Origin of the sequence: Streptococcus suis (assembly GCF_046032515.1) — a bacterium.
GTDB classification, from domain to species: Bacteria; Bacillota; Bacilli; order Lactobacillales; family Streptococcaceae; genus Streptococcus; species Streptococcus suis_AL.
Map to the genome: position 1 here is coordinate 64,514 of NZ_JARQPJ010000006.1, position 20,457 is coordinate 84,970.

General features: G+C 43.3%; 15 protein-coding genes. 5 read left to right on the forward strand and 10 right to left on the reverse strand.

What is annotated here, in order from left to right; all coding sequences use genetic code 11:
• Positions 1-58 precede the first annotated feature (58 nt).
• The gene (locus P7J49_RS04220; RefSeq protein WP_408569588.1) at positions 59-1,027 is read left to right on the forward strand and encodes a S66 peptidase family protein; all 969 of its coding nucleotides are present in this window, start codon (positions 59-61) and stop codon (positions 1,025-1,027) included.
• Positions 1,028-1,045: 18 nt separating this feature from the next.
• On the opposite strand, the gene P7J49_RS04225 is transcribed toward P7J49_RS04220, so the two are convergent.
• Genes P7J49_RS04225 through P7J49_RS04240 form a run of 4 tightly spaced genes read right to left on the reverse strand, consistent with a single transcriptional unit; the run spans position 1,046 to position 3,968 of the window.
• Positions 1,046-2,401: a PTS sugar transporter subunit IIC gene (locus P7J49_RS04225; protein WP_408569590.1), complete on the reverse strand. Its 1,356-nt coding sequence runs from the start codon at positions 2,399-2,401 to the stop codon at positions 1,046-1,048.
• Complete coding sequence (locus P7J49_RS04230) at positions 2,401-2,742, reverse strand: PTS lactose/cellobiose transporter subunit IIA (RefSeq protein ID WP_408569591.1); 342 nt, start codon at positions 2,740-2,742, stop codon at positions 2,401-2,403. Before P7J49_RS04230 ends, P7J49_RS04225 begins: the two co-directional genes overlap by 1 nt.
• Before the next feature lie 3 nt (positions 2,743-2,745).
• Positions 2,746-3,066: a PTS sugar transporter subunit IIB gene (locus P7J49_RS04235; protein WP_408551228.1), complete on the reverse strand. Its 321-nt coding sequence runs from the start codon at positions 3,064-3,066 to the stop codon at positions 2,746-2,748.
• Positions 3,067-3,074: 8 nt separating this feature from the next.
• The gene (locus P7J49_RS04240; RefSeq protein WP_408551170.1) at positions 3,075-3,968 is read right to left on the reverse strand and encodes a haloacid dehalogenase-like hydrolase; all 894 of its coding nucleotides are present in this window, start codon (positions 3,966-3,968) and stop codon (positions 3,075-3,077) included.
• A 173-nt stretch (positions 3,969-4,141) separates the two neighbouring features.
• On the opposite strand from P7J49_RS04240, the gene P7J49_RS04245 reads away from it, so the two are divergent.
• A complete protein-coding gene (locus P7J49_RS04245; protein ID WP_408569593.1) occupies positions 4,142-5,356 on the forward strand; it encodes an ROK family protein in 1,215 nt (404 codons plus the stop codon).
• Here P7J49_RS04245 and P7J49_RS04250 read toward each other — a convergent pair.
• From P7J49_RS04250 to pbp1b, 4 genes are all read right to left on the reverse strand, one after another.
• On the reverse strand, positions 5,353-5,715 hold the full coding sequence (locus P7J49_RS04250; protein ID WP_408551168.1) for a DUF1033 family protein: 363 nt from the start codon (positions 5,713-5,715) through the stop codon (positions 5,353-5,355). The two genes, P7J49_RS04245 and P7J49_RS04250, sit on opposite strands and share 4 nt — an antisense overlap.
• Before the next feature lie 151 nt (positions 5,716-5,866).
• Positions 5,867-9,514: a DNA-directed RNA polymerase subunit beta' gene (gene rpoC, locus P7J49_RS04255; protein WP_024380282.1), complete on the reverse strand. Its 3,648-nt coding sequence runs from the start codon at positions 9,512-9,514 to the stop codon at positions 5,867-5,869.
• Positions 9,515-9,695: 181 nt separating this feature from the next.
• Entirely contained in the window at positions 9,696-13,268 is a 3,573-nt protein-coding gene (gene rpoB / locus P7J49_RS04260; protein WP_408569595.1) for a DNA-directed RNA polymerase subunit beta, read from the reverse strand.
• Between the two features lie 1,292 nt (positions 13,269-14,560).
• Entirely contained in the window at positions 14,561-16,984 is a 2,424-nt protein-coding gene (pbp1b, locus tag P7J49_RS04265) for a penicillin-binding protein PBP1B (protein WP_171942979.1), read from the reverse strand.
• Positions 16,985-17,137: 153 nt separating this feature from the next.
• Here pbp1b and tyrS point away from each other — a divergent pair, with 153 nt between their 5' ends.
• From tyrS to P7J49_RS04280, 3 genes are read left to right on the forward strand one after another with little or no spacing between them, the layout of a single operon-like run.
• Positions 17,138-18,394 (forward strand): tyrosine--tRNA ligase, encoded by a 1,257-nt coding sequence (gene tyrS, locus P7J49_RS04270; RefSeq protein ID WP_023369073.1) that lies wholly within the window; start codon positions 17,138-17,140, stop codon positions 18,392-18,394.
• Between the two features lie 3 nt (positions 18,395-18,397).
• Positions 18,398-19,180: a TMEM175 family protein gene (locus tag P7J49_RS04275; protein WP_024411350.1), complete on the forward strand. Its 783-nt coding sequence runs from the start codon at positions 18,398-18,400 to the stop codon at positions 19,178-19,180.
• A 53-nt stretch (positions 19,181-19,233) separates the two neighbouring features.
• Entirely contained in the window at positions 19,234-19,611 is a 378-nt protein-coding gene (locus tag P7J49_RS04280; protein ID WP_029188889.1) for an HIT family protein, read from the forward strand.
• A 27-nt stretch (positions 19,612-19,638) separates the two neighbouring features.
• Here P7J49_RS04280 and P7J49_RS04285 read toward each other — a convergent pair whose 3' ends face one another.
• Both P7J49_RS04285 and P7J49_RS04290 read right to left on the reverse strand, forming a co-directional pair.
• Positions 19,639-19,848 carry a heavy-metal-associated domain-containing protein gene (locus tag P7J49_RS04285; protein WP_256767930.1) on the reverse strand — a complete coding sequence of 70 codons (210 nt, stop codon included), beginning with the start codon at positions 19,846-19,848 and terminating at the stop codon, positions 19,639-19,641.
• A gap of 76 nt (positions 19,849-19,924) precedes the next feature.
• The gene (locus P7J49_RS04290) at positions 19,925-20,395 is read right to left on the reverse strand and encodes a CopY/TcrY family copper transport repressor (RefSeq protein WP_172034892.1); all 471 of its coding nucleotides are present in this window, start codon (positions 20,393-20,395) and stop codon (positions 19,925-19,927) included.
• Positions 20,396-20,457 lie beyond the last annotated feature (62 nt).

Here is a 20,457-nt window from a genome sequence, read left to right on the forward strand (position 1 = left end):
AGGAAACTTGATTTTCCATACTTTTTTGTTAAAATAATAAAAAAGCTTGGAGGTTCCTATGAAAAAAATAAAAAAAGGCGACCACATACGCGTAGTTAGCCCCTCTTCATCTATTGAAAGAATTGGTGGTTTTGAAGCCAATCTTGCCGCCAAGGAAAAACTGGAAGAACTGGGCTTCAAACTCTCTTTCTCAGAACATTATTTTGAAAATGATATGTTTTACTCTGCTCCGATTACCAGTCGGGTTGCGGACTTGGAAGCAGCCTTTGCGGATGAGTCAGTCGACGCCATTCTGACAACCATTGGCGGTTTCAACTGTAACGATCTGCTGCCTTATCTGGATTTTGATTTGATTGCACAAAATCCAAAAATTTTCTGCGGTTATTCGGATACGACTGCCCTGCTCAATGCTATCTACGCCAAGACAGGCATGCAAACCTACATGGGTCCAGCTTACTCTAGCTTCAAAATGGAGCAGGGCCAAACCTACCAAACAGAAGCCTGGCTCAAGGCTGTGACACAAGCTTCCTATGACCTGACACCCAGTCCTGAGTGGTCTAGCGATGCTTGGTACTTACTAGACGCCCCTCGCACCTTTTACCCAACTGACTGGAAAGTATACAATCCGGGCCGGGCCTCTGGTATTGCCATAGGCGGAAACATCTCAACCCTCAACCTGCTGACAGGGACGGAGTTTGCTCCCAAGCCGGACAAGTATATTCTCTTTTTGGAGGAGGCGGAGGACGATGATTATCTGATTATCGCTCGTCACTTGACTGCCCTTCTACAAGCCTATCCAAATCCTCAGGCTCTTGTCTTTGGTCGTTTTCCTAAAGAAACCAAGATGACCGAGAAGATTTTGTTGGCGATTTTGGACAAGCACCCTATTCTCAAAACCATCCCTGTTCTCTACGATTTGGACTTTGCCCATACCCAGCCGCTGTTTACCATTACCATCGGTGGACAGGTGGAGCTGGATAGCCAGACCATGACCCTGTATTTTCAGACAAGAAAAAGCTCGGACTAGCCGAGCTTTTTCTTGTTATTATAATTCTACTTGCTTGTCTGCCATTTTTACAAATGGAATATAGGTTAGTGTCCCTATTGCCAAACAAACAACTGAAAGAATAATCGAACGCCAATCGAATGCTGTCGAGAAGAATCCATACAATATCGGAGGCATAACCCAAGTAACATTTTGAGTTACAGGGGCAACCAAGCCCCAAGCTGACGCAAGATAAGCAACCGCTGTCATCAAACATGGTCCTAGAAGATATGGAATAAACATAATCGGGTTCAGAACAATAGGGAGACCGTAGTTAACCGGCTCACCGATATTAAAGAGAACAGGACCAAGACCCAACTTCGCAACTTCTCTATAATGCTTGTTTTTAGATACAATAAAGATTGCCAAGACCAGTGCCAGCCCATCAAACCAGACATAAGCTCCAAACGAGCCGCTGTTCCAGAAATATGGAATGGCCTCTCCCGCTTGATAGGCTTCTAGGTTCGCAAGCATGGCTACCCCAAACAAACCCTCCATGACAGGTGCCAATACATTTCCTCCATGAAGCCCAAAGAACCAGAACAACTTGTTCAGCAGTACAATCAGAATCACTGCGAAGAAACTTTGTGATAAGCCTAGGAGAGGCACTTGTAACACCTTGTAAACCCATTCAATAAAGGTATCTTGACTCAACAAATTGAAGACATAAGTGAAAATCCCCACAGTATACATAGCTAGGAAACCAGGAATAATGGACATAAAGGGCTTGACAATACCTGGCGGAACAGAATCTGGCAATTTGATGACCCACTCTTTGTTCATGGCTTTACAGAAAACAATTGAGGCTACAAAACCAATGAAGATTGCTGTGAAATATCCTCTAGCATTAATCTGTGCACCAGATAGGACACCGCCAATGGTAACTGTTAAATCTGACCCCGATACTTCTAAGCCCGCCACTCCTTCTACGATACTTGCTAAATCAACATCTCCAAGATTTTCTAACGTAAAGGTCTTGGTAATGGAATTGCCAATCGAAATAACAAAGGATGCTAAAGCCACCAAACCTGCTGAGGTAGTATCTGTTTTGTAAATTTTAGCAATATTTACACCTAAACAAAAGATAAAGAGTAAGGAAACAATGGGGATACTTCCCTTAAACACCAACCAGTTGATATCTACCAACCACTGGAACATCTCTGTAATTTGAGGCATCCTAAACTGGTCTGGTAGGTCAACTAAAAAGGCATTGATCAGTAAAGCAATAGAACCTGTCATAATAACAGGCATGGTTCCCACAAACGAGTCCCTAAGTGCCACTAAAAACTTCTGATTTCCAATCTTGGCTGCAATTGGTGTCAGTTTTTCCTGCAATCGATCCAAACTATTTTTCATCAGTCTGTCCTTTCTTTTTTATTGTTTTCTACCATTTCCTTCCGCAGAGCAATAATTTCCTTTGCTAAGTCAACAAAGCAGATGCTGGTCATCAGATGGTCTTGACCATGAATCATCAACAAACCAGTTTTCATTTCCTGGCCTGTCGCCTCCTGACTAAGTAGTGAAGTTTGTACCTTGTGAGCTTGTAATAAAGCTTGTTCTGCTTGAGTGATTCGGGCTTGGGCTTCTACAAAATCTTTTTCTTTTGCCGCAGTTATCGCCTCAAAAGCACAGCTTTTTGCCTCCCCACCATAGGCAATCAATGACATGATAACTTCTAATTCTGTTTCCTGATACATCTTTTATCCTCCCATTAAGGATTCCGCAGTTTCTAGGACCTTATCCCCTCTCATCATTCCATAGTCTGTCATAGAAATCGCCACGACTGGAATCCCTAAAGGAGCCAGTTTTGCTTCGAATTCTGCTAACATATACCGCACTTGTGGTCCTAACATGAGAATATCTACTGTTTTATCGGCAAGAATTTCTTCTGCTTCCATGGCAGATACGGCAAAAATTTCCCGTTCTAAATCGGCTGCTGTTGCCGCTTGTTGCATTTTAGTCACCAAAAGACTAGTACTCATACCCGCTGCACAGACTAGCATAATTGTCTTTTTCACTATCGTTCTCCTTATCGTTTGATTGAACGAGCCATACGCGATACGGTATGCCGAATACCTCTAATCGCCTTGCTCAGGGCATAAATATTTTCAACCGGAGCTAGACCACCATAGCCTGCATCGCCTATATGTTGTATGTCCACTCCACACATTTTATTTTGAAGAGCAATCGTCTTAATCGTATCAGGATCCGAACTTTCCTGACTGGTTCCGATGGCACTCATTGCCAAACCTCCCTGCTGATGAACACGCTCTACAATCATCCGCATATCTGCTTCAGATAGGGAAGGAACCGTACCGACAGCTGGAATAAGAATAATATCTGCCCCAGCAGCTAAAAACTCGTCTGCCAAGTCTGGCGTCATCAAAGTTTCACCAATACCCGCTCCATGCATTTTCCCTGCAATAATAAGCCCTGAGAAAATTTGCCTTGCTTCTACCAATATCTCTCTAATGGTCTGGTTGCTGACACCTGAACCTGGATTACCTGTTAGACAGATAAAATCAAAGCCCAACTCCTCAGCCCTTTGAAGGCTTTCTACTGTTGCCTGACGCCCCTTCACGAGACCATTGTTTTTTAAGCTCTCATAACTTGCATCTACTGGTTCTAAATTGACCCCAATAGGACAGGCAACCAAGGAGCGTAAGTCTGCTACAAATGTATCTGTTACAGTTCCCATTCCACTAACAAAAGGGGAAAACACATCAACTCCATTCAGCAAGATAAGATCTGCACCAAAAGCTCTAGCAATCTCTGCATTGGTTAAGTCATCAACGAATGCTTCGCGAAACGCTACATTTTCCGATAATACTACTCTCCCTTCACTTTCCAAGATACTCTGTTTTAATTCTTTAGCAGACATCTTGACAATCTCCGAAGGATTAGCACTAATCAACCGTGTCATTTAATCTCCTCCTTTAATTACAATTTGAAATCAATTACTACTTTTATTTCCTTTTATTTGTTTTATTTGATTATATTTTATAATTTTATGAAAAGATTGTCAATACATTTGCTATTTTTTTGATAATTTTTTATAATCAATTTGCATCATGTAGTTAAGGAGTTATTTTTTATATGCACTCAAAAAATCAATTAAAACTCCGTTCAAAAATTTTAGAACAAATTTATGTCCAGGGGCCAATCTCCCGTATTGACATCGCTAAAAATACTTCCATTACACCTGCTACAACCAGCAGTATTACGGCTGACTTAATACAAGAAGGTTACATCAGGGAAATTGGCGAAGAAGAGACTTCGATTATCAAAGCGGGACGGAAAAAAATCCTTCTACGGATTGAAGAAGATAAAGCGTGCCTCATTGGCGTTGAACTCTCTGAAAAATACTTGTCTATCGTGGCAACAGATAGCAAAGGAAATCTTCTGAGGGAACAGACTGCTACCTTATCAAATAAAAAGATAAGAGAAGAAGGAAGCCAACTAATCCTCGACCTCCTTCTCCCTTTTATTGATTCCCTACCAGAAAAAGCAAAGCTAACCGCAATTGGTATGGGCTTGCCAGGGCGTTATCTTAATGATTTCCGCATCACAACAGACAATCCTCTCTGGCAACATTTTAACTTAAAAGTAGTAGCTGATGCCCTTCCCTATCCTATTTATTTTTCAAACAATGTGAATTGCATGAGTTTAGCCCAGCGCCTATTCTTCAATCAAGGAAAAGACCTTAATTTTGTCTTCTTTCATTTTGGAAGAGGCATGCATTGCTCCTACATGTACAATGGAGCTATCTATGGCAAGCATAATAGTATTATTGGAGAAATCGGCCATACTGTTGTGCAGCCAGATGGCGAACTGTGTTCCTGTGGTAAACGCGGTTGTCTCCAAACCTACGCCGGGGAAACTTGGCTTATCAGAAAAGCTCAACTTTTGTATCAAAACGCAGACCAGAGTTTATTACCAAATCTTGTTCAGGATCCAGAAGACATTCGTTTAGAAACCTTATTAACAGCTTATGAACTAGGGGATGCGGCTACTATACACCTACTCAATACCGCCTTAAAATATCTCGCACAGTCTATTTTAAACCTTAATATGCTCATTGATAGTCAGGTTATTTATCTACACAGCCCCCTCCTTCTGAATGAACAATTGGTAAACCTACTCAAACACCTTATCCACTTAGAACCAAAGGTATTAGCTACCCAAGAAACGCCCCCTGTCCACATTGTCCCGTATAGTGTTCTAACAGGCGCACGGGCCGCGACTGCCCTAGCTCTATATAAGGGATTGCTAGAAAATATTAACTGTTGCTATGCAAAAAGCTCGGATTAACCGAGCTTTTCTTTGTTTCTAATCTTACACGAACGAACTTTAGCCTGGAGGGACTGCTTGATAAAACCAGCAGGTAAATTTTCTCTCGCTTCTACCAACATCAGCGAATGATACCGCTGCAAATATTCATCGCATTCCTCACACCAATGCTGGTCTGATTCGTCCCAAAAAGCCACCATTGTGCCATTTTTACTCTGCTTTTTAGGGAACTTTTCTGACAACCGTACCCATTCTTTTTGAAAGGCAATATAGGCATCTTCATAACGGTCAAAGGCTACCTTACTAACAATATCTTCTTCCCAACCGTCTAAAAACCACCAGGGTTCAAAATCTCCATACATTCTAATAACTTGATACATAACACATACTTCCTTTTTCGTACACATTATATCGAAATCATCTGATTTAAGAAAACATTCTGCTTGTTAATTCCTTATCAAGTAATGTATGCGCTTCATTTCCGAATATCAAAAAGCACATCCCTAGAAAAGAGAGATGTGCCATCTTAATTTATTCAGTTACAGCTTCAAGCTCTGCTTCTGCTGCAAGCTCTTCTGCTACTGTGTCTTCAATGATTTCAACTTCATTGATGGCTTGTGGTTCAAGATTACGGTAGCGGGCCATACCTGTACCTGCTGGGATAATCTTACCGATAATAACGTTCTCTTTAAGACCGAGAAGGTTGTCACGTTTACCACGGATAGCAGCATCTGTAAGGACACGAGTTGTTTCCTGGAAGGATGCAGCAGACAAGAATGAGTTGGTTTCAAGGGAAGCCTTAGTGATACCCATAAGAACTGGACGAGCTGTTGCCGGAATGCCACCTGCAATAACTACTTCCGCATTGGCATCTGTAAAGTCTGTAATATCCATGAGGGTACCCATGAGAAGATCTGTGTCACCTGGATCCATGACACGAACTTTACGAAGCATTTGACGAACCATTACCTCGATGTGCTTGTCGCCGATTTCTACACCCTGGCTACGGTAAACTTTTTGAACTTCAGAAAGAAGATAAGTTTCAACCGCCAAGACATCACGGACTTCAAGCAAGCGTTTTGGTTGGATAGAACCTTCGGTAAGGGCGGCTCCACGCGCAACTTGGTCACCCACTTCAACCTTCATACGGGCTGTAAATGGTACCACGTATTCGCCTTCACCAGTTACACCTTTAACAAAGACTTTCTTGGTACGAGTAGAAGCATCTTCTTCAATAGCGATAACTTCCCCTTTGACCTCAGTGATAACCGCTTCCCCTTTCGGATTACGGGCTTCAAAGATCTCTTGGACACGAGGAAGACCCTGCGTGATATCGCTGTTTGAGGCTACACCACCCGTGTGGAAGGTACGCATTGTAAGCTGTGTACCAGGCTCACCGATAGATTGAGCTGCAATCGTACCAACTGCCTCACCCACTTCAACCGCATCACCTGTCGCCAAGTTGATACCGTAACAATGACGGCAGACACCGTGACGAGTGTTACATGTAAATACGCTACGGATGGTTACTTGTTCAACACCTGCATTGACAATTTCACGGGCAATATCTTCCGTAATCAATTGGTTTGGACCAATGATAACGGCTCCTGTTTCAGGATGTTTAACAGTTTTCTTAGTGTAACGACCTTGCAAACGCTCTTCAAGTGGCTCGATCATTTCCTTGCCATCTGTGATAGAACGAATGTCAAGACCACGGTCTGTTCCACAGTCGTCTTCACGGATAATAACGTCTTGGGCAACGTCAACCAAACGACGAGTCAAGTAACCTGAGTCGGCTGTCTTCAAGGCCGTATCCGTCATACCCTTACGGGCACCGTGAGTGGAGAAGAACATTTCCAATACCGAAAGACCTTCACGGAAGTTAGACAAGATAGGCAATTCCATGATACGTCCGTTCGGAGCTGACATCAGACCACGCATACCGGCCAACTGGGAGAAGTTGGAGATGTTACCACGGGCACCAGAGTCCATCATCATAACGATTGGGTTCTTCGGATCTTGTTTTTCAACCAAGCGTTTTTCCAATTTTTCCTTAGCGGAACGCCACTCGTCGGTAACTGCTGCGTAACGCTCATCGTCGGTAATCATACCACGACGGAATTGTTTCTTGATTTGTTCTACACGTTCGTGAGATTCTTCAATGATTTCAGCCTTGTTGTCGATAACTGGGATATCGGCAATACCCACTGTCAAACCAGCAAGTGTTGAGTGATAATAACCCAAGTCTTTCAAACGGTCAAGCAGGGCTGAGGTTTCAGTTGTACGGAAACGCTTGAAGATTTCAGCGATGATGTTACCAAGATTTTTCTTCTTGAATGGTGGGTTGATTGGCAATTCTGCAATAGCAGCCTTGATATCTGATCCTGGTTCCAAGAAGTATTTATCAGGAGTTCCTTCTGTCAAGTTAGCATTGTTTGGCTCTTGCAGGTAAGGAAGACCTTCTGGCATAATCGCGTTGAACAAGATTTTTCCAACAGTTGTCATCATGACCTTGTGTTTTTGGTTGTCTTTCCAGGGTTTATCAAGGCTATCTGTTGCGATACCAACACGGGTATGCAAGTGAACATAGCCATTGCGGTAAGCCATAACAGCCTCATCCGCATCCTTGAAGACCATACCTTCACCTTCACGACCAGCATCTTCCATGGTCAAGTAGTAGTTACCCAAAACCATATCCTGAGATGGTGTTACGACTGGTTTACCATCTTTAGGGTTAAGGATGTGTTCTGCGGCAAGCATAAGAATACGAGCTTCTGCCTGAGCTTCTTCTGACAATGGAACGTGAATCGCCATCTGGTCACCGTCAAAGTCGGCGTTGTAGGCTTCACAGACAAGCGGGTGCAAACGAAGGGCTTTACCGTCGATTAGAACTGGCTCAAAAGCCTGGATACCCAAACGGTGAAGGGTAGGTGCGCGGTTCAAAAGAACTGGGTGTTCTTTGATCACTTCTTCCAAGATATCCCAAATACGGTCATCACCACGCTCAATCAAACGTTTTGCAGCTTTTACGTTACCAGCAATATCACGGGCAACGATTTCGCGCATGACAAACGGTTTGAAGAGCTCGATAGCCATTTCACGTGGCACACCACATTGGTACATTTTAAGCGTTGGACCAACGGCGATAACGGAACGTCCTGAGAAGTCAACACGCTTACCAAGCAAGTTTTGACGGAAACGTCCTTGCTTACCTTTAAGCATGTGGCTGAGTGATTTAAGCGGACGGCTACCTGGTCCTGTGATTGGACGACCACGGCGACCGTTGTCAATCAAAGCATCCACAGCTTCTTGGAGCATCCGTTTTTCGTTTTGTACGATGATACCTGGAGCGTTAAGTTCCAAGAGACGAGCCAAACGGTTGTTACGGTTGATAACACGGCGGTAGAGTTCGTTCAAGTCAGATGCGGCAAAACGGCCACCATCCAACTGAACCATCGGACGCAAATCTGGCGGAATAACTGGAAGGATATTGAGAATCATCCACTCAGGCTTATTGCCAGATTTGTAGAATGCATCCAGTACATCCAAACGACGAACTGCTTTAATGCGTTTTTGACCAGAAGCTGTTTTCAATTCTTCTTTCAAAGCTGCGATTTCTTTTGGAAGATCGACTTGTTTCAAGAGGTCTTGGATCGCTTCTGCACCCATTTTGGCAACGAATGAACCATAACCATATTCACGCAAACGCTCACGGTATTCTCGCTCTGTCATGATTGACTTGTGCTCAAGCGGTGTATCTTTCGGATCGATCACCACATAAGCCGCGAAGTAGATAACTTCTTCAAGCGCACGTGGGCTCATATCCAAGGTCAAGCCCATACGACTTGGAATCCCTTTGAAATACCAAATATGTGAAATTGGTGCTTTCAACTCAATGTGTCCCATACGTTCACGACGTACTTTGGCACGAGTCACTTCCACACCACAGCGGTCACAAGTAATCCCTTTATAACGGATACGCTTGTATTTACCACATGAACACTCCCAGTCTTTTGTTGGACCAAAGATGACTTCGTCAAAGAGTCCATCACGTTCTGGTTTAAGTGTACGATAGTTGATTGTTTCAGGTTTTTTAACCTCACCGTAAGACCATGAACGAACCTTACTTGGTGAAGCTAACGTGATTTGCATACTTTTAAATCGATTTACGTCAACCACTAATAATCCCTTTCTTTTCTTGTGAGAGGTGGATGAATCACACCTCGAATTCTTGAATCATCTACATAAGGTAGGAGGAATAACCATTTCATTACTCTTCCATAAATCAAACGGATAAAGTCAGCCAGTCCTTGTCCTCATTATCACTAGAACAAGGACCAACTTCTTCCATCCAATTGAACTATTCTTTACCTTCTGCTTCTTCTGCTGCAAAGGCTGCGGCTGCATCCGCTGCGGCTTTTGCACGTGCTTTTTCAAGATCATCTACGTGGATGATGTCATCATCTTCACCTTCATCAAGGTCACGCAATTCTACTTCATTGTTGTCTTCATCAAGGACACGCATATCCAAACCAAGTGATTGCAATTCTTTGACAAGAACGCGGAATGATTCTGGAACACCTGGTTTTGGAATTGGTTTACCTTTGGTGATGGCTTCATAGGCTTTAAGACGGCCTGTCACATCATCTGACTTGTAGGTCAAGATTTCTTGAAGGACGTTTGAAGCACCGTAGGCTTCAAGGGCCCAAACCTCCATCTCACCGAAACGCTGACCACCAAACTGAGCCTTACCTCCGAGTGGCTGTTGGGTAACGAGTGAGTATGGTCCGACTGAGCGGGCGTGAAGCTTATCGTCAACCATGTGGTGAAGCTTGATCATGTACATGACGCCGACAGACACACGGTTGTCAAATGGCTCACCTGTACGTCCATCGTAAAGAATGGTTTTGGCATCTGAATCCATACCTGCTTCTTTAACAGTTGACCAGAGGTCTTCTGAACTTGCACCATCGAAAACTGGTGTTGCGATATGGATGCCCAAGTTGCGAGCCGCCATACCCAAGTGAAGTTCCATAACCTGACCGATGTTCATACGTGATGGCACCCCGAGTGGGTTCAACATGATGTCAACTGGTGTTCCGTCTGGAAGATATGGCATATCCTCAACAGGTACAATACGTGAAACGACACCCTTGTTACCGTGACGACCGGCCATCTTATCTCCGACCTTGATCTTACGTTTTTGAGCGATGTAAACACGAACCAACATGTTAACACCTGATTGCAATTCATCACCGTTGGCACGAGTAAAGATTTTCACATCACGAACGACACCATCGGCACCGTGAGGTACACGAAGAGATGTATCACGTACTTCACGTGACTTATCACCGAAGATCGCGTGCAAGAGGCGCTCTTCAGCAGAAAGATCTTTTTCACCTTTTGGTGTGACTTTACCAACAAGGATGTCGCCTTCTTTAACTTCGGCACCAATACGGATAATCCCCATTTCATCCAAGTTGCGAAGGGCATCTTCACCAACGTTTGGAATTTCGCGAGTGATTTCTTCAGGGCCTAACTTGGTATCGCGTGTTTCTGATTCGTATTCTTCCAAGTGAACAGATGTATAGACATCGTCTTTCACAAGGCGTTCAGACATGATAACCGCGTCCTCGAAGTTGTAACCTTCCCAGGTCATGTAGGCAACGATTGGGTTTTGACCAAGGGCCATTTCCCCACGTTCCATAGATGGACCGTCTGCGATAAAGTCGCCTTTTTCTACGATGTCACCCAATTTTACAAGGGTACGTTGGTTGTAGGCAGTACCAGAGTTTGAACGACGGAATTTAGAAATGTGGTAGACATCAAGCGAGCCATCTTCACGACGCACTTCTACCTTGTCCGCATCTGCGTAAACAACCTTACCATCGTGTTGAGCGATAATTGCCGCACCTGAGTCGTGGGCAGCCTGGTATTCCATACCAGTACCAACGTAAGGTGCTTTTGGATCAATCAATGGAACAGCCTGACGTTGCATGTTGGCACCCATGAGGGCACGGTTGGAGTCATCGTTTTCCAAGAAAGGAATACATGCTGTCGCAACGGCAACTACCTGCTTAGGAGAAACGTCCATGAAGTCTGCTGAATCTGCTGGGAACTCTTGGTTGTTACCTTGGTGACGTCCCATAACAATCTTATCAACGAAACGGTTGTTTTCATCAAGTGGTGATGTTGATTGTGCTACGATATAAGCATCTTCTTCATCGGCAGTCAACCAAACGATTTCGTTGGTAACTGTACCAGTTGCACGGTCAATCTTGCGGTATGGTGTTTGGATGAAACCATACTTGTTGAGGTGACCATAAGATGACAAGTTGTTGATCAAACCGATGTTAGGTCCCTCAGGCGTTTCAATCGGACACATACGACCATAGTGAGTGTAGTGAACGTCTCGAACCTCATAACCAGCACGGTCACGGGTCAAACCACCAGGTCCCAAGGCTGACAAACGACGCTTGTGAGATAACTCAGAAAGTGGGTTGTGTTGATCCATGAACTGTGACAACTGAGATGAACCAAAGAATTCTTTGATTGCGGCCGTAACAGGACGGATATTGATGATTTGTTGTGGCGTCAATACTTCATTGTCTTGAACAGACATACGCTCACGCAAGTTACGTTCCATACGAGTCAAACCGATACGTACTTGGTTGGCAAGCAATTCACCAACGGCACGAATACGACGGTTACCCAAGTGGTCGATATCGTCAACGCGACCAAGTCCTTCAGCCAAGTTGAGGAAGTAGCTCATCTCAGCCAAGATATCTGCTGGTGTAACAATACGCACATTTTCAGCCGGATTAGCATTACCAATCACTGTAACAACACGTTCTGGATCCTTAGGAGCTACAATCTTGAATTTCTGCAAGAGAACTGGCTCAAGAAGAACAGCATTGTCATTTGGAATATATTCTACCAAGTTGAGCTCATCGAATTGTGCTTCTACTTTTTCAAGCACATCACGGCTCAAGACAGTACCAGCTTCCAAGACGATTTCGCCTGTCTCACCGTTAATCACATGCTCAGCAAGTGTTTGATTAAGCAAGCGAGTACGAAGGTTGAGCTTTTTATTAATCTTATAACGACCAACAGGTGCCAAGTCGTAACGACGTGGATCAAAGAAACGAGCTGTCAAAAGGCTACGAGAGCTTTCAGCTGTCTTTGGTTCACCTGGACGAAGGCGCTCATAGATTTCCTTAAGCGCTTCATCCGTACGAGAATCCGCTGGGTTTTTATGAATATCTTTTTCAATGGTATTGCGAACCAATTCGCTATCACCAAAGATGTCAAAGATTTCATCATCACCTGAGAAACCAAGCGCACGAACAAGCGTTGTGAACGGAATCTTACGCGTACGGTCGATACGAGTATAGGCAATATCCTTAGAATCTGTTTCCAATTCCAACCAGGCACCACGGTTAGGGATAACCGTTGAACCATAACCTACTTTACCATTCTTATCTACCTTATCATTGAAATAGACACCTGGTGAACGCACCAACTGAGAAACGATGATACGCTCTGCACCGTTGATGATGAAAGTACCCATTTCAGTCATGATTGGAAACTCACCAAAGAAGACTTCCTGAGTCTTGATTTCGCCTGTTTCCTTATTGACAAGACGGAAAGTCACATAGATTGGAGCAGAATAGTTGGCATCGTGTGCACGCGCCTCTTCCAAGGTATACTTAGGTTGCTTCAGCTCATAACCAACAAATTCCAATTCCATGGTATCTGTAAAGTTTGAAACTGGAAGCACATCTTCAAAGACTTCTTTCAAACCATAGTCAAGAAAATCTTTAAATGAATCCGTTTGGATTTCAATCAAATTTGGTAAATCAAGAACTTCCTTGATTCTTGAAAAACTACGACGAGTACGGTGCTTACCGTACTGAACTTCATGTCCTGCCAAAAGTTTTCTCCTTTGTATTAAGATACTAAGCCGTAAGCAACTCAAAGAAAAATAGGAAACACGACGACGGAGGCAAGCCTCCGAGGAAGTGTTTATCTTTTTTCACAGAGTTGTAGGCGAGTTCAATTAAAAGATACGAGACCGTGAAAACCAAAGTGAAAATAAGCGGTAAGTCCAAAATCTTTGATTTTGTTGACGCACCCTCGTCAGAACGACTAGGACTTTCTTGACAAATCGTCGAAGAAAGGCCAGACGTTTACGACGTTGGGAGTAACAAACCAAAGTAAATATTTCATACACTTTTTCACACAGGTTTTAGGTCGAGTTCAATTAAAAGATACGAGGACGTAAAATTCGAGAGAAAAATAAGCGGTAAGTCCGAAATCTTTGATTTCGTTGACGCACCCTCGTCAGAACGACTAGGGCTTTCTAGACAGAATGTCGAAGAAAGACCAGACGTTTACGACGTTATGAGCAGTTAGCGAAACAAAAATTCATTAACAAAGCTTTTTTCCGACGAATTTAGTCCGAGTTCAATTAAAGATACTAAGCCGTAAACAACTCAAAGAAAAATAAGCGGTAAGTCCAAAATCTTTGATTTTGTTGACGCACCCTCGTCAGAACGACTAGGACTTTCTAGACCAATAGTCGAAGAAAGTTCAGTCGTTTACGACGCCACGAAGTAAACAAAAACAAAGCTCTACAAACCTTTTCTTTTTTTCACAGAGTTGTAGGCAAGTTCAATTAAAAGATACGAGGGCGTTTAACACTCCAAAAGAAAATAAGCGGTAAGTCCGAAATCTTTGATTTCGTTGACGCACCCTCGTCAGAACGACTAGGACTTTCTAGACCAATAGTCGAAGAAAGTTCAGTCGTTTACGACGCCACGAAGTAAACAAAAACAAAGCTCTACAAACCTTTTCTTTTTTTCACAGAGTTGTAGGCGAGTTCAATTAAAAGATACGAGGGCGTATAGTACTCCAAAAGAAAATAGGACATCGACAAAGCAATCAAAAGATTGCAAGGAGATGTATCTTTTTCTACAGGAGTGTAGCCCGAGTTCAATTATATACAGCCATGTGATGACCAAAATTTATCCTTTTTCTGAATTTTTAGAATCTTTAAGAATAGGTAACAATTCTCAAAAAAAATTCCTCATAGACACAAAAAGAGCAGCTAAATCTTCCTTTGAAAAAGTTTGATTTAACTGCTGTAAGCCTTGTTTGGACAATATTTCAAACAAGACACACGACAAATAATTTATACTATTATAGCACAAGTACTAGGAAAAATCAAGGTGAATCATTATTCGCTTGCTCACTAGTTGCTGTTTGCGTTTCTGATGACTGGTTCGTGTTATTAGCTGAAGAACTCGTTCTACTCCGAGTCGAACTGCTTCGTTGGGTTGAGCTACTTGATGTTGGCGTTTGGGAACCGATAATTGTATTCCAAGCCTGTGCTCGGTCACTATCTGTCCCCCCAACCATGAAGTTATAACTTGTTACTGGTGCACCATTTTTAGCCCAATAACTAGTTGTCATCGCACCACCAACTGTTACTTGACGCCCATTTACCTGTGTCGTCCCTGCACGTTGACCTGTAGAAGCAACGACACTAGAAGCAATAACACTACTGTCTAATTCAAATTTTCCTGCGAACATATCCGCATTAACATTGTAAAGCGCATCAACCATATGGGCCACATATTGTGAATTATTGTGGTAGCCTGTCCAGACATACATTTCTGAGTTATCATCATTCCCAGCCCAGGTACCTAAAGTTACTCTAGGGGTTGATAGCATGAGCCACACGTCATTGACTTCATTACTTGTTCCCGTCTTACCGACGAAATCAGATGATGCTGCCTGTGGGTTTAAACCACTCAATCGACTCTTGAACGTCGTAGTATAACCAGAGTTGACAACCTGTCTCAAAAGCTGGTTCATAATACTTGCAGTTGCTTTAGAATAGACCTGAACCGGAGCCGCTTCATGCTGATACACTACTGTTCCATCAGAAGCAGTAATGCTTTCAACAATGTAATGTTTGTTATAAACGCCACCATTTGCCAAAGTTTGATAGGCATTGGTATTTGTCAATACTGAAATTTCAACACCACCGCCCAACGGTACACTTTCAATATCGTACATAGGAATATGATAATTCATTTTATCCATGTACGCTTTGGCATCTACACCTGCATTTCTCATCATCTTATAGGTCCAAAAAGCAGGAATGTTAACAGAACGGTCAATAGCCGTCTGTAAGTTCATCATACCAGTACCACGTCCTGAACCATACATAATCGGTTGTCCACTTGAGAAGTTCGTTGGATAATCGGAAAGGATGCTGGCAGAACCTATCAAACCTTGATCAATCGCAATACCGTAAGCTAACAGAGGCTTGATGGTTGACGCTGGCGAACGAAGGGTATCAAAGGCATGGTTATTTTGGTTGGTTGCATAATCGCGACCACCCACAAATCCTAAAATGGCTCCTGTGGCATTATCAATTAAGACACTACCTGTCTCGACATATTCGTTTCCATCATCCAAAACAGAGCCATAATTTGCCACAACAGACTGCATCGCCGCATAGATTCCTTGATCAACGGTACTCTTGATCGTATAGCCGCCTTGACTCAATTCTTGCTTAGCCAATTCTTCATAGGAAGCCTTGGTTTCATCGTTTTTCAAGTCATTTTCAGAAACCTTATCGCGTTTTACCAGATAATCAAACATAACCTCTTGCGCTTCTTCCATGACCTCGTAGTAGAGATAATCTTTCGTATCCGCCATTACAGGAGCTGGAGCAATAAAATCTTGTTTAATATCGTAAGCTTTGTAGGTTTCGTATTCTTCCTTGGTCAAGAATGACGCCCGATACATATTAAAGAGAACATCTTGATAGCGTTCAATACCGTAAACCATATCTTCATCTGATTTACGTGTTCCATCTGATGCATAGGGAGAATAAACAATCGGACTTTGAGGTAATCCTGCAATAAAAGCAGCCTGCGGAACAGTCAAGTCTTTCGCTGGTTTACCAAAAATTCCCTGAGCCGCAGCTTCTACCCCTGCAATATTTCGTCCCTGATTATTTCGACCAAATGGAGAAACATTTAAGTAAATGGTCAAAATCTCTTCCTTGGTCATATTCCGCTCTAATGCCAAAGCCGAAACAATCTCATTAGCCTTACGCGTAAAGGTTGGAGCATCTCCGACAAGTTGCTGTTTTATCAATTGCTGCGTCAAGGTTGAACCACCGCTAGATGAACCTAGACCAACTGATCCCAGTGCCGCACGCAAAACGGCCTTAGGCACAACCCCATTGTGGGTTTCAAATGTTTCATCCTCTGTCGCAATTACAGCCTGTTTTAGATAATTCGAGACCTCTTCCGAAGTAATAGGTACACGAAGCAGATCTGAATTAACTTCCGACACCAAGCTACCATCCGAATAGGTAACGGTGGAAATCCGACTAACTTCTGAAACCTTCGCTACCAGTTCCTCTGTTTTGGGAATCTTAACGTCATCAAAAAGACTAACCACGAAACCAATTCCTATGCCCGCACCAAAAAGACCGAATAGGAACACCAAGACAGCTACTGAATTGAATAATAATTTCAGCGTCCGAAGGAAAACTCCTACTACATCCCCTAGGCCTAGGGCACTGATTTTCTTTTTAAAATCTTGCTTATCTGATTTAGTCGCCATATTAACTCCTTATCGTTCCATTATACCAAATTTTGTTTATTTTCCGCAATTTCGTGGTATAATAGGGAGGAATTTTTTAAAATGAAGTTCGGTCCAAAAATCATATAAAATGATTTATGGTCCTGTATATTAAACCTAAAGGAGACAGCCCACATGAACATTTTTGAAGAACTAAAAGCTCGTGGCTTGGTCTTTCAAACGACAGACGAAGAAGCCTTGGTAAAAGCATTGACAGAAGGACAGGTTTCTTATTACACAGGATACGATCCAACAGCAGATAGTTTACACTTGGGGCACTTGGTTGCTATCTTAACCAGCCGTCGCTTACAGTTAGCTGGTCACAAGCCTTACGCCCTAGTTGGTGGTGCAACTGGTCTGATTGGCGACCCTTCCTTCAAGGATGCGGAGCGCAGCTTGCAAACCAAAGACACCGTGGACGGCTGGGTAACAAAAATCCAAGGTCAACTCTCTCGCTTCTTGGATTTTGAAAATGGTGACAACAAGGCCGAAATGGTCAACAACTACGACTGGTTCTCAGACATCAGCTTTATCGACTTCCTTCGTGATGTTGGTAAATACTACACGGTCAACTACATGATGAGCAAAGACTCTGTGAAAAAACGGATTGAAACAGGGATTTCCTACACCGAGTTTGCCTACCAAATCATGCAGGGCTATGACTTCTACGAGCTTAATGACAAGCACAATGTGACCCTACAAATCGGTGGTTCTGACCAGTGGGGCAATATGACTGCAGGTACCGAGTTGCTTCGCCGCAAGGCTGACAAGTCTGGTCACGTGATGACTGTTCCCCTCATCACTGACTCAACAGGTAAGAAATTTGGTAAGTCTGAAGGCAACGCCGTTTGGTTGGATGCCGACAAGACTTCTCCGTATGAAATGTACCAATTCTGGCTCAATGTCATGGACGACGATGCCGTTCGTTTCTTGAAGATCTTTACTTTCTTGTCATTAGATGAGATCGCTGAAATCGAGAAACAATTTGACGCTGCCCGTCATGAACGCCTGGCTCAGAAGATTTTGGCTAGGGAAGTCGTGACATTGGTCCACGGTGAAGAAGCCTATAACCAAGCCCTTAACATCACCGAGCAATTGTTCGCAGGCAATATCAAAAACCTATCCGCAAAAGAGCTCAAGCAGGGTCTCAGCAACGTGCCAAACTACGCTGTACAGGCTGAAGACAACCTTAACATCGTGGAACTTCTAGTTACCTCTGGTATTGTCAACTCAAAACGCCAAGCTCGTGAAGATGTGCAAAATGGTGCCATTTATGTCAACGGTGAGCGTGTGCAGGACTTGGATTATACTCTTTCTGACAGCGACAAGATTGACGGCGAGTTGACCGTTATCCGTCGTGGGAAGAAGAAGTATTCTGTTTTGACTTATTAAGCGATGAAAAATACCAAGCAAAATCCTAAAAATCAAGAATTTTTGAACGACTACTTTGAACAAATGGCTCAGGAAGCCAGTCTTTTGCATCCTGAGTTAGAGCATTTGTCTGCCGATGAACGTCAAGCATTTTTGGACCAACTCTATCGCGAGGATGAGACACGTCGTGCCAAGCGCCTGAAGGAGCATCTTGAGGTGTTCTCCGATGCAGTGATTGGGGTCATCATCACCATGATGTTGCTGGAAATTCCTTTACCGAGCGACACTGTTGATACACATCACTTTTTCACTGGCATCCTCATCTTCTTTGTATCCTTTTTCATCGTGGCGGATTTTTGGTATGACAACCACAAGATTCTGGGGCAGATTGAGCACGCAACCAGCAAAATCTTGATTGTTCAATTCAACTTTATGGCAACGCTGGCCCTCATTCCCCTCTTTACTCGGTGGATGATGGAAGGCATAACCACCACGGCTGTTGTTGGTTATGGGGTCGTGACCATTGCAGTCAATCTCTGTCAATCCATTTTGAATTACTTTGTCCTACAAGAAAAGTTTGCCGGAACAACATATACAAAGCGATTTGTTTCCATGGCACACTTACGGCAATTGGTGACCGTCGCCCTTTTCAACATCGTCGTTATCCTATTTGCTTACTTTAATCCGACACTTGCCTTTTATTTCTACATTTTGCGACCAATCGTATCTTTCCTAGGAGCAGCCTTCTTCGAAAAGAAACGACAGGAGCGGAAAGAAAAAATGGCAGTTAGAGTAAATCACATATAATTTCCAAGGAAATCCACCGTGATTTCCTTTTCTGCTAACCTAGGAGAAAAGATATGGCCTGTATTTTTTGCCACCAACTCAAAGAAGAAGATATTCTCTACCAGACGGAACATTTCAAGGTCGTCTGGGATATTGACCCTGTCCAAACGGGGCATCTACTGATTATCAGCAAGGAACACTATGACACGCTCAGCCAAATCCCTTCTGCTGTTCGCTATGAGCTATCGGACTTGGAAGTCTTTTTGACTGATAAACTCTGTCAAGCATTGATAATTGACGGTGTGACCATAGCTTGCAACGATCGCTTGTTTGATGCTGGCACCCATTTCCATGTCCACCTGATTCCACGCTTTCAATCAGACGGCTTCTGGGACCAAATTTCACTTGCACAAGTGCAGCTGGACCTGACTCATTTTCTCAAAGCATTATAAAAAGCAGCCCGACGGCTGCTTTTTTCTTTATACCAACTCTTCTACTTCATAGACCGTATCTTCCAAGGCCTCTTGATAACCTTCCAAATCATAGGCTACAGAGGTTTCCACCTCCGCCAACTGCTGATCCAGCTGGATGTGCACCTCTTCCACCCCATCCAAGTCCAAGAGGCGATTGGTCACATGCTTGACACAGTTTTGGCACGATAAGTTTTTCAATTTCAAAGTTTGCTTCATGTTCTTTCTCCTTTTTATACTCAATTAAAATCAGATTCAGACTAGGCGACGCAGATGCAGATAGAACTGAAGTTCATCAAATCAAGTCAACAACGTCTGAGGTTGATTTTCGAAGAGTATGATGATGCCCACAGGTACATTGCCCCGCCAAGCACTGACAGACCACATGCTCAGGTGCTGATTCTTGCAACTGACGAATTTTTATCGCCAACTTTTCTAAAGTCTTTTTGGAAAAAATCCCTGTGTCTAGCAGTTTTTCAACCAGTTGCCCCTGTTTTGTGGAACATATGGTAGCTAGTAAGAGCTCCACCTGCCCCTGCAAATGTTCCTCTTCACTAATCAGCGGATAATAGTGGTATTTGCTAGTTTCTTTAGCCATTCTCAAATAGTTTTTCTTCCGCAACCGCCCCAAGAGTGTCTTAATGGTCGTCGCCTGCCAATCAAAGCCTTCCTGCAAGGCCTGAATAATTTCCTGAGAAGTCGCACCAGGATGGGCCCACAGGACCCGCATGACCTGCCACTCCGCAGCAGAAATTGTCTGCTCCACACATTCACCTCCCAACAATAATTTTCTAATTTTAGTTTACATTTGTAGTCAAAAATTGTCAA